The organism is Bradyrhizobium mercantei (assembly GCF_001982635.1).
Taxonomy (GTDB): Bacteria; Pseudomonadota; Alphaproteobacteria; order Rhizobiales; family Xanthobacteraceae; genus Bradyrhizobium; species Bradyrhizobium mercantei.
Window position 1 is genome coordinate 151817 of the sequence record NZ_MKFI01000008.1, and the last position, 12922, is coordinate 164738.

Annotated in this window: 14 protein-coding genes and 1 riboswitch; of the genes, 9 read left to right on the top strand and 5 right to left on the bottom strand. The window is 64.7% G+C overall.

What is annotated here, in order from left to right:
• Positions 1 to 89: 89 nt before the first annotated feature.
• Positions 90 to 1487, top strand: a complete 1398-nt coding sequence (locus BI327_RS33535) for a glycerophosphodiester phosphodiesterase family protein (protein ID WP_245335008.1) — start codon at positions 90 to 92, stop codon at positions 1485 to 1487.
• Between the two features lie 41 nt (positions 1488 to 1528).
• On the opposite strand, the gene BI327_RS33540 is transcribed toward BI327_RS33535, so the two are convergent.
• A complete protein-coding gene (locus BI327_RS33540; protein WP_076865651.1) occupies positions 1529 to 3094 on the bottom strand; it encodes an acid phosphatase in 1566 nt (521 codons plus the stop codon).
• Between the two features lie 206 nt (positions 3095 to 3300).
• Between BI327_RS33540 and BI327_RS33545 the strand changes: the two genes are divergently transcribed.
• Positions 3301 to 4446, top strand: coding sequence for a cytochrome-c peroxidase (locus BI327_RS33545; protein WP_245335009.1), 1146 nt, complete (start codon positions 3301 to 3303; stop codon positions 4444 to 4446).
• A gap of 45 nt (positions 4447 to 4491) precedes the next feature.
• Here BI327_RS33545 and BI327_RS33550 read toward each other — a convergent pair whose 3' ends face one another.
• From BI327_RS33550 to BI327_RS33565, 3 genes are all read right to left on the bottom strand, one after another.
• On the bottom strand, positions 4492 to 4698 hold the full coding sequence (locus BI327_RS33550) for a hypothetical protein (protein ID WP_076865653.1): 207 nt from the start codon (positions 4696 to 4698) through the stop codon (positions 4492 to 4494).
• 237 nt (positions 4699 to 4935) lie between these two features.
• Positions 4936 to 5478: a PRC-barrel domain-containing protein gene (locus BI327_RS33555; RefSeq protein ID WP_076865654.1), complete on the bottom strand. Its 543-nt coding sequence runs from the start codon at positions 5476 to 5478 to the stop codon at positions 4936 to 4938.
• 359 nt (positions 5479 to 5837) lie between these two features.
• Positions 5838 to 6215, bottom strand: coding sequence for a PRC-barrel domain-containing protein (locus tag BI327_RS33565; RefSeq protein ID WP_076865656.1), 378 nt, complete (start codon positions 6213 to 6215; stop codon positions 5838 to 5840).
• A gap of 274 nt (positions 6216 to 6489) precedes the next feature.
• Here BI327_RS33565 and BI327_RS33570 point away from each other — a divergent pair, with 274 nt between their 5' ends.
• Both BI327_RS33570 and BI327_RS33575 read left to right on the top strand, forming a co-directional pair.
• Positions 6490 to 7227: a response regulator gene (locus BI327_RS33570; protein WP_076865657.1), complete on the top strand. Its 738-nt coding sequence runs from the start codon at positions 6490 to 6492 to the stop codon at positions 7225 to 7227.
• Positions 7228 to 7229: 2 nt separating this feature from the next.
• On the top strand, positions 7230 to 8579 hold the full coding sequence (locus tag BI327_RS33575; protein WP_076865658.1) for an ATP-binding protein: 1350 nt from the start codon (positions 7230 to 7232) through the stop codon (positions 8577 to 8579).
• A 40-nt stretch (positions 8580 to 8619) separates the two neighbouring features.
• On the opposite strand, the gene BI327_RS33580 is transcribed toward BI327_RS33575, so the two are convergent.
• Positions 8620 to 8817 (bottom strand): hypothetical protein, encoded by a 198-nt coding sequence (locus BI327_RS33580; RefSeq protein ID WP_076865659.1) that lies wholly within the window; start codon positions 8815 to 8817, stop codon positions 8620 to 8622.
• Between the two features lie 381 nt (positions 8818 to 9198).
• Here BI327_RS33580 and BI327_RS33585 point away from each other — a divergent pair, with 381 nt between their 5' ends.
• From BI327_RS33585 to BI327_RS33605, 5 genes are all read left to right on the top strand, one after another.
• Positions 9199 to 9723 carry a lytic transglycosylase domain-containing protein gene (locus BI327_RS33585; RefSeq protein WP_076865660.1) on the top strand — a complete coding sequence of 175 codons (525 nt, stop codon included), beginning with the start codon at positions 9199 to 9201 and terminating at the stop codon, positions 9721 to 9723.
• A 199-nt stretch (positions 9724 to 9922) separates the two neighbouring features.
• Positions 9923 to 10065: riboswitch (TPP riboswitch) on the top strand.
• Positions 10053 to 11066, top strand: coding sequence for an FAD-dependent oxidoreductase (locus BI327_RS33590; protein ID WP_076865661.1), 1014 nt, complete (start codon positions 10053 to 10055; stop codon positions 11064 to 11066). (Overlaps the previous riboswitch by 13 nt.)
• A complete protein-coding gene (gene thiS, locus BI327_RS33595) occupies positions 11057 to 11254 on the top strand; it encodes a sulfur carrier protein ThiS (RefSeq protein WP_076865662.1) in 198 nt (65 codons plus the stop codon). The genes BI327_RS33590 and thiS overlap by 10 nt, the downstream gene beginning before the upstream one ends.
• Before the next feature lie 244 nt (positions 11255 to 11498).
• Entirely contained in the window at positions 11499 to 12281 is a 783-nt protein-coding gene (locus tag BI327_RS33600; protein WP_076865663.1) for a thiazole synthase, read from the top strand.
• On the top strand, positions 12268 to 12876 hold the full coding sequence (locus BI327_RS33605; RefSeq protein ID WP_076865664.1) for a thiamine phosphate synthase: 609 nt from the start codon (positions 12268 to 12270) through the stop codon (positions 12874 to 12876). The genes BI327_RS33600 and BI327_RS33605 overlap by 14 nt, the downstream gene beginning before the upstream one ends.
• Positions 12877 to 12922 lie beyond the last annotated feature (46 nt).

Genomic DNA, 12922 nt, shown 5'->3' on the forward strand with positions numbered 1-12922 from the left:
AGATTGAGACTAAGAAGGCAGCGGGGCCGGCGTGATCCGGCTCTGCCCGCGCACTCGACCCGTGACTGCACAAAAATGGAGCCTTGGCCGTGAAGCAGAATCGTTCACGACGGAAACTACATGTTGGAGCGATGCTGCTCGGTGCGGCGGCCCTGGTCGTCCTCGCACCGTCGCTGGCGTCGGCGCAATCAGGCCCGGCGCCATCAGGTGCAAAACCCTTCCTGACCGTCGACGGCAAGCAGCCGCTCGTGATCGGCCATCGCGGCGTGCCGGGCCTGGTGCCCGAGGAGACCGAGGCATCGTACGAGCTCGCCGCCGACCTCGGCACGGACTCGCTCGAAGAGGACCTGCATCTGACCAAGGATTGCGTGCTGGTGGCGCGGCACAATCCGTGGCTCGGCGACAACACCAACGTCGCCGAAGTGGCGAAGGCCAACGCGGAAGTCGCGGCCCGCAAGCGCACGGCGCCGGGCGTCCCGGTCAAGGTGAAATGGGCGCAGACCCCGACCAGCGGGCCCGCTGAATATCCCGCCGATCTGATCGATCCGGCCGATCCCAAATCGGTGCTGAAAGCGCTGATCGTCGACGGCGACGACCACACCAACGACTGGTCGATCACCGATTTCACCATGGCCGAGCTGAGGCAGTGGATCGCCGGCACCACCTATGATGCGGCCAACGAACGGCCAAAGCTGTTCAACGGCAAGTTTCCGATCATCAGCTTCCAGGACATCATCGACATCGCCAAGGCCAAGAGCAAGGCGACGGGGCGCACGATCTCGGTCTATCCGGAAACCAAGAATCCGACCTGGAACAATGCCCAGGCGATCGCCAATGGCTGCGGCGCGCCCGGCAGCCGCCCGCTCGAGGATGCCCTGATCAAGATCATCAAGGAGAACGGCCTCAACACGAAGGAGGCGCCGATCATCGTCCAGAGCTTCGAGCCCGGCAGCCTGAAATACATGCGCGGCCATGGGCTGGAGACCCGGCAGGTCCAGCTCATCGACGGCAACGGCGTCGACTTCAAGACCGGCAAGGTGCTGCTCAACAACATCGCCAATTCCCGCCCCTACGACTGGACGGTTGCGGGTGATGGCCGCACCTTCGATGCGATGCTGACGCCCGAGGGGCTCGCAGAGATCAAGACCTATGCCGACGGCATCGGTCCGTGGAAGGCCTATATCGTGCCGTACAAGGTCTCGCCCTGGAAGGACGCCGGCGCCGACGGCAAGCCCTACAAGGGATCGACGGCGGAGGCCTCGACGCAGGACGCAACCAGCGTCATTGCCGATGCCCACAAGCTCGGCCTGTTCGTGCACATCTTCACGTTCCGGAACGAGAAGAAATACCTGGCCGCCGACTATCGCGGCGACCCGGCCCAAGAGTATCTGAAGTTCTTCCGTCTCGGCGTGGACGGCGTCTTCACCGATTTCACCCACACCGGCGTTGCCGCCCGCGCCGCCTACCTGCGCGAACTCGGCTGGTGACGCCGGCAACGCGAAGGGCATAGTTCAGATGCACAGCCCCCTCACTGCCCCTTGAGCACCAGCGCGCTGGTCAAGTCGCCGAGCGGCTTCTGACCGTGAGCGGCGATCGCAGCATCGCGCACGGTGATGCCGTGCAGCGTCGGCAGCGCGAACCGACGCGTGATGAAGCGCAGGATCGAGGTCGTGTCCATCGGCGTATGATCAACATAGCCGCGGCGTGCATAGGGAGAGACGATGATGGCCGGAATGCGTGAGCCAGGGCCCCAACGGTCGCCCTTGGGAGGCGCCACGTGATCCCACAGGCCGCCATTCTCGTCATGGGTGATGACGACCAGCATATGCGGCCATTGCGGGCTCTTCTCGAGATGCGCGACCACATCGGCGATATGGTTATCGCCGGCCTGGATATCGGCATAGCCCGAATGCTCGTTGAGGTCGCCCTGCGGCTTGTAGAAGGAAACCTGCGGCAGCTTGCCGTCATCGATCGCTTTGATGAACTCCTTGCCGGTCAGGCCGCCGTCGCGCAGATGCTCGGCGCGGGCTGCGGTGCCCGGGGCGAAGCTGGCATAGTAGTTGAGAGGCTGGTGGTGATACTGGAAGTTTGGCACCGGCGACCGGTTGCCATGGTCGAGCACATCTTGCCACGCCCCGCTATACCAGGCCCATGTCACGTGCTTGAGGCTGAGCAAATCTCCGATGGTCGGTTCGATCTGCGGCGGCAGCGTCGTCGCGTTGTTCGGATCTGCATAGGCCTTGTCGCCATCCTTCGCGGGATCGTTGCCGCTCGGCTGATAGGGCGGCTGCATGGTGTTCACGGCGTAGAAATCCGGCGTGAGATTGCCGTCGCCGGCATATTTCGGAATGCCGTCCATAGCCGATTTCGGTGAGTTGGCGGCCTCCTTCAACGTCACGCCGTCGCGCTCGACAACGGAGATCGACGGCTTGGCGGGGTTGGTGTCGGCATTTGGATAGTAGGGCACGCACGCGCAGACCAGCCATTGATGGTTGAGGAAGGAGCCGCCGAAGGCTCCCATGAAGAAATTGTCGGCCAGCACATATTTCTCGGCCAGCTTCCACATCGCCAATTTCGATCCGTCCCAGAGGCTCATCGCGAGGGCGCCCGAGTCGGCATGGGCGACGAATTTGTCGTTGCGCCCGCCGTTGATCTGCATCTGGTTCTGGTAGAAGCGGTGCCAGAGGTCGCGCGTGATGGTGCCGTAGCTGAGCCTGAAGCCCTTCGGGTCGTCGGCATAGAAAGGGCGATTAGGCAGATGCTCGGTCTCGGCCTGGGTGATCGGCGGCGTGACGCCCTTGGCGGTCAAGCCTTCCCAGATCGGCGGCAACTCACGGAACGGCTTGCCGTCGCGATCGCGCTGGAGCTGCGTCGAGGCGGGCGCCTTCGCCACGCCATTGGCGCGCGGAAAGCTGCCATAGAGATTGTCGAAGCTGCGGTTCTCCGCATAGATGACCACGACCGTTTCGATCAGCGCCAGATCGCCGGCTGCATCCTTCCTGAGGCCTGGACTATCAGCGGCTGCCGGCGCGGGACCGCACACACAGATGAAGAAACCCGATGCAAAAAGGACAATCGCCGATTTCGTTCGCATTCGAGCCCCCTGCACTCACCGGACTGCTGCTGCCGTTCCGTTAGGTCTCCCTCATAGCCCAGACGTTTAGCAAAGGCACCTTCGGATCGCCATGACGACGTCCCACCATAGGCCCGGCTCGCAACATGCGGATTAAGCATTCGGCTTTTGCGTCCGCGATCGTCCTGCTGGCTTTGACCGTTTGTTCCAGCCGGGCGAGGCAGGATATGTCACGTGCCGAGGCGCGCCGGCTGGCCGAGCGGCTCAGCGCGCTCGGCCAGGCCCTGTTTTTCGATCCGTCCCTCTCGCCTTCCGGCAAGCTTGCCTGTTCAACCTGCCACGATCCGGCCCACGGTTTCGGCCCGGCCAATGCCCTGGCGGTCCAACTCGGAGGTGGCGACCTGCGCCAGTCGGGGGTGCGTGCCGTCCCCTCCCTGAAATATCTGCAGGTGGTGCCACCCTTCACGGAACATTTCCACGACTCCGAGGACGAGGCCGACGAGAGCATCGACAACGGCCCGACGGGTGGCCTCACCTGGGATGGGCGGGTCGACCGTGGCGCCGACCAGGCCAGGATTCCGCTGCTCTCGGATTTCGAGATGGGCAATCGGGACGAGGCCAGCGTGGCCCGACAGGTGCTTGCCGCAGGCCACGGCAAGAAGATCGCTGCCATCACCGGGCCCAAGAAAGCCGCCGATCCCGCCACCGTTTACAAGACGGCCCTCAAGGCGCTCGAAGTGTACCAACAGGACTACCGGACCTTTTATCCCTATTCGAGCAAATATGACGCCGTGCTGGCCGGCAAGGCCGAACTCACGCCCGCGGAAACGCGGGGGCTGGACCTGTTCAATGCACCGAACAAGGGCAATTGCGCCTCCTGCCATATCAGCCGCCGGGGCAATGATGGCACCCCGCCCCAGTTCACCGATTACGGGCTGATTGCACTTGGGGTGCCGCGCAATCCTGACATTCCCGCCAACAAGGACCCAGCCTATTTCGACCTCGGCCTCTGCGGACCCCTGCGCACGGATTTCCTGAAGCGCGAGGACTATTGCGGCCTCTTCCGTACCCCGACACTCCGCAATATCGCGCTGCGCCAGACCTTCTTTCACAACGGCGCGGTGCATTCCCTGCGCGACGCGGTGCGGTTCTATGTCGAACGGGAAACCCGGCCCGAGCTTTGGTACCCGCGAAAGGCCGACGGTAGCATCGACAAATATGACGATCTGCCCGACAGGCCACGCGCCAACGTCTGCCTGGATCCGCCATTTGACCGCAAGGCTGGTGACGCGCCAGCCCTGACGGCGACCGAGATCGACGATGTCGTCTCCTTTCTCGGGACATTGACCGACGGATATCAGCACACCAAGTGAAGGCTCACACCGAGCCAGGCGCCTGCGCCGGGTCGTGGCCTCACTTCAGGCAGATCTGTTGGGCAACCCGAGAAGGCTTGTGACCGCCTCGGCCCCCTTGCCGGAGGCGGAGACTTCCCCATTGTCCCTGATCTCCAGGACGGCGCCATTGGAGAAACTGAGGGACCAGCCATCATCCGTGCCGTTCCGGCGCCGATCGGTCAGCTCAATACCGGCTGCGGAAATCACCGCGGTGGCCTTGTCGACGTCCATGGTCGTCACCTCTTGCAGGCTTCGGACAATTGTTCCTCGACCATTGGATCGTGAAGTCGAGGTCCCCTCGAGGAAGGGATTGGCGGCAGTATGAACCAGGCCGAGGTTTGCGCAATGTCCTGTATGAAACGGTGGCGTTGTCTCGCAAGACAGCCGAACCGGGGGTTTCATGCAAGGCACAACAAAACGCGCCCGGCATTGCCGGGCGCGTTCGTCTTTCACAGGATGCGATACGCGTTAGTCGGTCGAGTACTTGAATTCGGGCATCGCCTTCAGCTCATCCTTGGTGGCGTTGAACACGGCGTGGTCCGGATACCAGGGATTGGGCTTTGACGTTGTCGCCGCGGGCGCCGCGCCCGTGGTCGTCGTCTTGCTGGTGCTGCTGGCGCCGGCGCCGGTGTTCGAGGCGCCGGTATAGGCGATCGGCTCGCTCGAGAATTTCACCTTGTCGAGCGGCACGGCGACCAGATGCTCGCCGACGCCAAGGAAGCCGCCGACACCGATGACGACAGCCTTGATGGTGCCGCCCTTCTCCATCAGCAGATCGTTGATCGAGCCGACGCTCTCGTTCTTGTCGTTGTACACGCTGAGGCCGACGACCTTCGACGCGCGCCAGTTGCCCTTGAACTCGGTCGGCGATGTGGCGGACGTCGATGCCGCAGGAGCCGGCGACGCCGCGGGAGACATCTTGTCACCCTTGTCGGCGGGTGCCTGCGCAAAGGCGACGGTTGCAAGCAGCGCGGTACCGGCGGCGCCGGCGATGATGGATTTGACCAACATGATGGCTCTCCTCATTTCGCAAAATCGATGCATGGAGAACCCGTCATCTCCGCAACCGTTCCTAACGGAACTGCGATCAAACGCCGCTTCGTTTGTGGCAGCGCCGAACACGCGATGCAGCAATCTGAGCGTGTGGACTATCCGACGCTGGGAACGTTTGCGATGCTTGACGGAAGCGATCGTCGCCTCTCAAGCAAGTTGCGGTTGAGCCTCACGACTGCGCCGGATGCGCAGTCCCTGATGTGACGATGTTTGGCTCACTAAGTCGTCCGGCGAACCGCGCTACACAGGCCGGCGCCCGCCCCGCGACCACATCATTGATCGATACGCGTCGATCGTGCGCGCGCATCACCGCGCGATCAGAAGCCGCCCCAATAGGGCGGCACGCCGTAGAAGCGATGCAGCTCGACTTCCTGCGAGCGGTCGCCCCAGTCGAAATCCTTGTCGGCGCGGAACGACGGCGCGCGCTTCAGCTCGTCATCCTCGATGTCGAGCTCATAGGCCTCGAACTTCGTATTGTAGTGCAGCCGGCCCCACGGCAGCGGGATCAAATTGGTCCCGATGCCGAGGAAGCCGCCGAAGCTCAGCACCGCGTAGGACACCTTGCCCGAGATCTTGTCGATCATCAGCCGCTCGATGTGGCCGATCATGTCGCCATTGGGCCGGCGCACCGCCGTCCCCTCGACCCGGTCGCTCGCAATGAGCTGATGCGGTCTGGTCCTGACGTCGACAGCCATCTCTCCCTCCTGGCGTGAAAGGGAAACAACGCGGCGCCGGGGAAACCGGTTCCCGGGTCGGGTATGACAGCCAACCTTCCCTTTCCCGCCGTCGCGATCCGGCGCCCCGGCCGGGAGGGATCGGCCTGAATTTCAACGCATTAGCTTGATGACAGAACGATAACTTTTCTCGGCGGCGACGACCTGTTAACCCGTTCTGCCGGGCAAGATTTCAGAAATACACTGAAACAAAATTCCTCAGCCGCTTCCCCCGAATCACGGACAAAAGATCGGTATGACCCAGGTTGCGCCCAATATCCTTGTCGTCGAGGACGACCGCGAGACGCGGTCCCTCATCGCAAAATATCTCCGTACCAATTCCTGCCATGTCACGACCGCCTCCGACGGCCGCGAGATGGCGAAGGCCATGACCGACCACCGCGTCGACCTCCTGGTGCTCGACGTCATGCTGCCCGGCGAGGACGGCCTCAGCCTGTGCCGCAAGGTGCGCGCGGAGTCGCAGACGCCGATCATCATGCTCACCGCGCGCGGCGAGGACGTCGACCGCATCCTCGGCCTCGAGATGGGCGCCGACGATTACCTGGCAAAGCCGTTCAACCCGCGCGAGCTGCTGGCGCGGATCAACGCGGTGCTGCGCCGGCAGGCGGCCGCGCGCAACGCCAGCGCGATCGAGGGCGCGACCACGCTGACCTTCCTCGGCTGGCGCATCGACATCCGCCTGCGCGAGCTGCGTAACCCGGAGGGCGCGCGCGTCGCCATGACCAGCGCCGAGTTCGACCTGCTGCGCACCTTCTGCGAGCGGCCCGGCCGCGTGCTGTCGCGCGACAGCCTGCTCGACCTGACGCAGGGCCGCAGCGCCGGCTCGTTCGAGCGGTCGATCGACGTGCTGGTCAGCCGTATCCGACGCAAGATCGAGCCCGACCCGCAGGAAGCCACCATGATCAAGACGGTGCGTTCCGGCGGCTATGTGTTCACTCCGAGGGTGGAGGCGGTTGCCGCCACGAGCAACTGACGATGAAGCTGCTGCGCGTGCTGAGTCTGCGGGGGATCGGCGCCCAGATGGCGGCGCTGGTCGTCGTCTCGATCATCGCGCTGCACCTGATCATCACCGCCACCTTCCTGATCCATCGCCCTGACAGGCTCGAGCCTTCGGATCGCTGGCACACCCAGCTCGCCGCCACGGCACAGCTGCTCGGGCATACCCCGGCATCGGAGCGGCCGCGGCTCCAGGCCGACATCGCCCGCGCCTTCCCGCAGCTTGCGATCGGCGACTTCAACTCCGATGCCGGCGCGCTCACCGAGACCGACCCGCCGAGCCTGCATGCGCTGCGCCGGCTCGGCGCCGGCTATCACGTCTATTCCCTGCCGCGCGAGGCGGGCACGACGCCGCGTGACAACGAGATCCGCCGTGTCGCGATCCGGCTGCCCGACGGCGCGATGTTCGCCGCCAACCTGATGCCGGATCAGCACATGCGGCCGTTCTGGGGTGGGCCGTGGATGATGACGGTGCTGTTCGCCGTCATCAGCGTCACCCTGCTCGGCCTGTGGGCGGCATGGGCGCTGACGGCGCCGCTGTCGTCCTTCGTCAAGGCCGCCGAGACCTTCAGCCTGAACGGCGCCGCAGCCCCGCTACCCGAGCGCGGCCCCGAGGAGATCCGCTCGCTGGCCAAGGCGCTCAACCGGATGCGCGAGCGCATCACCGCATTGATCGACGATCGCACCAAGATGCTCGCTGCGATCAGCCACGATCTGCGCACACCGATCACGCGGATGCGGCTACGCGCCGAATTCATCGAGGACGAGACCAATCGTCACCGCATGCTGCGCGACCTCGACCAGATGCGCTCGATGCTGGAATCGGTGCTGTCGTTCCTGCGCAACGACCGCAAGCTCGAGGAGATGACGCTGGTCGATATCGCGAGCACGCTGCACCTCGTCACCGACCAGTTCGTCGACATGGGGCACAAGGTCAACTACGAGGGCCCGCAGCACGCGATGGCGACCGCGCGGCCTGCCGACCTGCATCGCTGCATCACCAATCTGGTCGATAATGCCGCCCGCTTCGGCGGCGAAGTGACCGTCCGCCTCGACGTCAAGCCCGATCGCCTCGTGGTCGACATCGAGGACGACGGCCCCGGCATTTCCGACGCGCACAAGGCCAGCGTGCTGGAGCCGTTCGTGCGCGGCGACCAGGCGCGCAACATGGACGAGGCCGAAGGCTTCGGCCTCGGCCTGTCGATCGCCAACGCCATCGTGCTCGCGCATGCCGGCACGCTGTCGCTGCACGATCGCAAGCCGCATGGGCTCGTGGTCCGGATCGAATTGCCGGCGCGGCAGCAGCCGTTGCGCAAATCAGCGGCCTGATCAGGCGGATCTGACTTGATCGACGAGAAGCTGATCGGCGTCAGGCGGCGAGCGGCGTAATAAGCTCCGCTTCCTCATAGATCGCGATAGCCTCGAAGCGGTAATTGCAGGCGCGGCAATTCCACAGATAGGACGTGCGCCCCTCGCTGTGCTCCACCCAATCCGGGCGAGCGATCGGCTTGCCGCATTGCGCACAGGGATTTTCGCGAGGCATATAGCCCTTGTCCTGACGGACCATGGCGCATCTCCCGAGTGATGTTGTTTTTTGCGTGCTTTGGACTGGACAGATATGTTGACTGAACGCCCCCACTCTGCCGTGAGATGGAGTGTAAACCTTCGCTGAGTCGTTTGCACGAAAAACTGTTGTGGATCGCGTGCGGCAAGATCGATCGAGGAAGTGAGCGGCCAAATCAGAGCCGACGACAATTTTCAGCTGCGACGATTGATGCGAACAATTTGAAGCATGCGTTCTGCAATCGCGCCCTGCGGTCATCGACAGCCCGACAAATCATGGACGCAGATCGTTCGCTGATGCGAAGGTTTTGCCACATTCCTGCCCGCTCGCCGTACCAATGAGACCGCAGAACCGACGCGCGTTGATCACTCCGAGCGACCCGAGATGAAGACCGTTCAGACCCTTAGCTGCCTTGCCGCCATTGCGTGGCTTGCGTCCTGCGCCGGCGCGAGCGCACAATCGCGGGCGCAATATGAGGCGATGGTCGCGGCCGAGGCCCAGGCCAATCTGGTGCCGGAAGAGCTGGTGCATCGCGTCATCGTACGCGAGAGCAAGTATCAGCCGCATTTGATCGGGCGCGGCGGCGCCATCGGGATGATGCAGATCAAGCTCGCGACCGCCCGCGGGGTCGGCTACACCGGTACCGCCGAGGGCCTGCGCGACGCCGCGACCAACCTCCGATACGGCGTCAAATACCTCGCCGGCGCCTATCGCGCCGCCCATGGCGATTTCGATCGAGCCGTGCGTTATTTCGCGGGCGGGTATTACTACGTCGCAAAGCGCCAGCGCGGCGATCACCTGAAAGAGGCGAAGAATGGCGGCGCCGGTGCACCGCCGAAGGAGCTCGCCAAGCAGGACCAAATCACCGCCGATACCGCCGAGCCGAAGCCGGAACAAGCTTCCAAATAAGTGCTTTCATGTCGCGGACGTGGCGCAACGTGCAGCGTTGCCCCGCAGAGCCGGGACCCCTGTCCGACAGGTGGTAGGCCCCGGCTCAGCAACGCACCTCAGTCGCGCTGCGCTGCGTTCCGGGCAAGAGCGCTCTGCGCACGCGGTGGCGCGGCCCGTGGCATACAAGTTGACACGCAAGCTCATCCGCCTACATTAGGGGCGTTCCGAGGGGTGCTCCGAAGGAGGAGCTGAGATACCGCAAGCTTGGACTTCGCCAGTAGGCAAAGAGTCCGGGACCGCGGTGACCCTTTGAACCTGATCCGGGTCATGCCGGCGAAGGGACAGGGATGTATCAGACGTCAAGACCGCGGGGGGATTCCCCCGTCTCCATCATCGGCGCAGGCATAGCCGGCGCCTGGCATGCGTTGCTGCTCGCAGAGGCCGGACGTGCCGTCACCCTGCATGAGCGCAGTGACGCTGGGATGACGGAATCCACGAGCCACTGGGCCGGCGGAATGCTGGCGCCCTGGTGCGAGGAGGAAGCCTCCGAGCCCCTGATCACGCGCCTAGGCATCCGCTCGCTCGACCTGTGGCGGCAGCATGTTCCGGAAACGGCGTTCAACGGCTCGCTGGTGGTGACGCATCCGCGCGACCGCGCCGATTTCGAGCGCTTTGCCCGCCTCACCACCAATCACCACAGGCTCGATGCCGAGGGCGTCCGCGCGCTCGAGCCGTCGCTCGAGGGCCGCTTCCGCGAGGGGCTGTTCTATCCCGACGAGGGCCATGTCGAGCCACGCCGCGTGCTGCCGCGGCTGCACGCCGCGATCGCCAAGGCCGGCGGCGCCATCAAGTTCGGCAGCGACGCCGAGGCGGATGATCTCGACGGCCTCGTGATCGACTGCCGGGGACTGGCCGCACGCGACCGCGAGCCGAGCCTGCGCGGCGTCAAGGGCGAGATGATCATCATCGAGACATCGGAGGTCGAGCTGTCGCGCCCGGTGCGGCTGATCCATCCGCGCTGGCCGCTCTACGTGATCCCGCGCGGCGACGGCCGCTTCATGCTGGGCGCGACCTCGATCGAGGCCGAGGACAACGGCGTCAGCGTGCGCTCGGCGCTCGAGCTCTTGGGCGCGGCCTATGTCGTGCATCCGGCGTTCGGCGAGGCGCGCATCGTCGAATTCGGCGCCGGTCTGCGCCCGGCCTTCCCCGACAATCTGCCGAAAATCAGGATCGAGCAGGAACGCATCACGGTGAACGGACTCTACCGTCACGGCTTCCTGCTGGCGCCGGCGCTGGCCGAGCTGACGCTCGCCTATCTCGCGCGCGGTGAAATCGACAACGAGGTGATGCAATGCGCGTGATCGTCAACGGCGAGCAGCGGGAGATCAACGCAGCCAGCGTCGACGCGCTGCTGGCCGAGCTCGACTACGAGGGCACGCATTTCGCGATCGCCGTGAATTTCGACGTGGTGCCGAAGGGCCGCTGGGCCGAGACGCGGCTACAAGCCGGCGACGAGATCGAGATCATCACGCCGCGGCAGGGAGGGTGATAATGATGAATATGCGCATTCCGCATACTCCGGTGTCATCGCCCGGCTTGCCGCCTTCGCTAAAGCTTCGGCGCGCCAGGGAGCCATGGCCTCGTCGAAGCCTTGGCGTAGACGGGACCGGGCGATCCAGTACGCCGCGGCTTCTCCGTATCACAGCGCGGCCTCTGGAATACTGGATCCCCGCTTTCGCGGGGATGACGAGTTGTATGCGCGGCAGCGAACACGACCACGAGGCATAGACGATATGGTCACCTTCTACGGCAAATCCTTCCCCTCACGCCTGCTGATCGGCACGGCGCTGTATCCCTCGCCTGCGATCATGCAGAACGCGATCCGCGCGTCCGGCGCCAGCATCGTCACGGTGTCGCTGCGGCGCGAGGCCGCGGGCGGCAAGACCGGCGATGCATTCTGGTCCTTGATCCGCGAGCTCGGCGTCACCGTGCTGCCGAACACCGCGGGCTGCCGCAGCGTGAAGGAGGCGGTGACCACCGCAAAGCTCGCGCGCGAATTGTTCGGCACGCCCTGGATCAAGCTCGAAGTGATCGCCGACAACGACACGCTGCAGCCCGACGTGGTCGGCCTGGTCGAGGCGGCCGCGATCCTGATCAAGGACGGTTTCGAGGTGTTCCCCTATTGCACCGAGGATTTCTCGGTCGCCGCGCGGCTGGTCGAAGCAGGGTGCAAGGTGGTGATGCCGTGGGCCGCGCCGATCGGAAGTGCCAAAGGCATCACCAACCGCGACGCCCTGAAGCTGTTGCGCGACCGCCTGCCCGACATCACGCTGGTGGTCGACGCCGGGCTCGGCGCGCCGTCGCACGCGGCCGAGGCGCTCGAGCTCGGCTATGACGCCGTGCTGCTCAACACCGCGGTGGCCAAAGCCGCAGATCCCGTCGCCATGGCCAACGCCTTCCGCCTCGGCGTCGAGGCCGGCCGCACCGCCTATCAAGCCGGGCTGATGGAAGCCCGCGACTTCGCCTCCCCCTCCACCCCTGTCGTTGGGACCCCGTTCTGGCATGCCGTATCCTGATCCATTCTATCCCGTCGTCGACAGCGTCAAATGGGTCGAGCGACTGACAAAACTCGGCGTCGGCACGATCCAGCTGCGCGCCAAGGAGCTCGACGACGCCGAGGCGTTGCAGATCGTCAGCGACGCGCTCGCGGTGACCAGGGGCACGCCGACAAAACTCGTCGTCAACGACTACTGGCGCGCGGCGATCGTCGCCGGCGCCGAGCATCTGCATCTCGGCCAGGAAGATCTCGCCGAGGCCGACCTCGCCGAAATCCGCAAAGCCAAGCTGACGCTCGGCGTCTCCACCCATGACGACGCCGAGCTCGCCACCGCGCTTGCCGCCAGGCCCGACTATGTCGCGCTCGGCCCGATCTTCTTCACCACGCTGAAGTCGATGCGGTTCGAGCCGCAGGGCATTCCAAAGATCACCGAGTGGAAGAAGCGGATCGGCTCGATCCCCCTTGTCGCGATCGGCGGCATCAAGTTCGAGCACGCCGCCGAGATCTTCGCCGCCGGCGCTGATTCAATCGCCGTCGTCAGTGACGTCACCCAGAACGCCGACCCCGACGCGCGGGTGCGGCAGTGGCTCGGCATCCGTGCGGAGGCCGCGTGATGCTGGGCATCGCACACTATCCATCCCGTCACCCTGAGGTGGCCGC